We start from the raw sequence: 756 nt of genomic DNA on the forward strand, positions 1-756 counted from the left end.
TCCAAGCCCAATCATAACTGAAAATTGGATATATTTATAATGCTCTTTGCTGTAAGATTAACAAGAAGTTTGTTTGAAGAGAGGAAAAAGCTTATTGAGCGTCACACCTAAATCAATAGGGAGAGCTCCTTTTATGAAAGAATCAACATCTCCATAATAAAAGTGCTTAATTTTTTAATAGAGCTAAAGATACTAGAATATTTGTTAAGGTATAGCGTAGTTTTTCAAAAACATAGAACTTTAAAATGGTGGGCGATGAGAGCAAAAAGAAAGAAAATAAAATCAAAAAGTTACGTTTAATGTAAGGGAATAGATGAGTATTGATTCTATTGAGTTTTTTTGCCTCTATCCCTTATCTTTTTGGAGCTTTTTTATAGCTTCAAGAGCGAGTCTTTTACGATCTGCGCTTTTTGTGTAGAGAGATGCCATTTGATCTTCTGTCCAGCCAAAAATTGCTTTGAGTTGTGAAACTGTTGCTCCAGAATTTGCTGCGCGTGTAGCTGCTAATTTTCTTAAGCCATGGGCTGATTTTTTAATTCCAGCCGCGTTACAAGCGTCTCTAAATGCATTACCAAAGCTTTCTTTGATAAATTTTTGATTAGTTTTACTACAGATAAATGTTTCATTTCCAATAGGACCAATTTTAAGAGTCTCTGCTAATTCTGGTAAAATAGGGAGAAAAACATCTGTTTGATATTTGCTTTTCTCTGTCTTGAGGTGAATGACATTATCTTTGACGTCTTTCCAACCAATACG

At 33.7% G+C, this 756-nt stretch carries 1 protein-coding gene; it reads right to left on the reverse strand.

The window, feature by feature from the left end:
- Positions 1–345 precede the first annotated feature (345 nt).
- The coding region (locus tag BN338_RS09440) for a tyrosine-type recombinase/integrase (RefSeq protein WP_039761558.1) at positions 346–756 on the reverse strand (411 nt) is incomplete at its 5' end.

This window comes from Bartonella queenslandensis AUST/NH15 (assembly GCF_000312585.1).
GTDB lineage: Bacteria > Pseudomonadota > Alphaproteobacteria > Rhizobiales > Rhizobiaceae > Bartonella > Bartonella queenslandensis_A.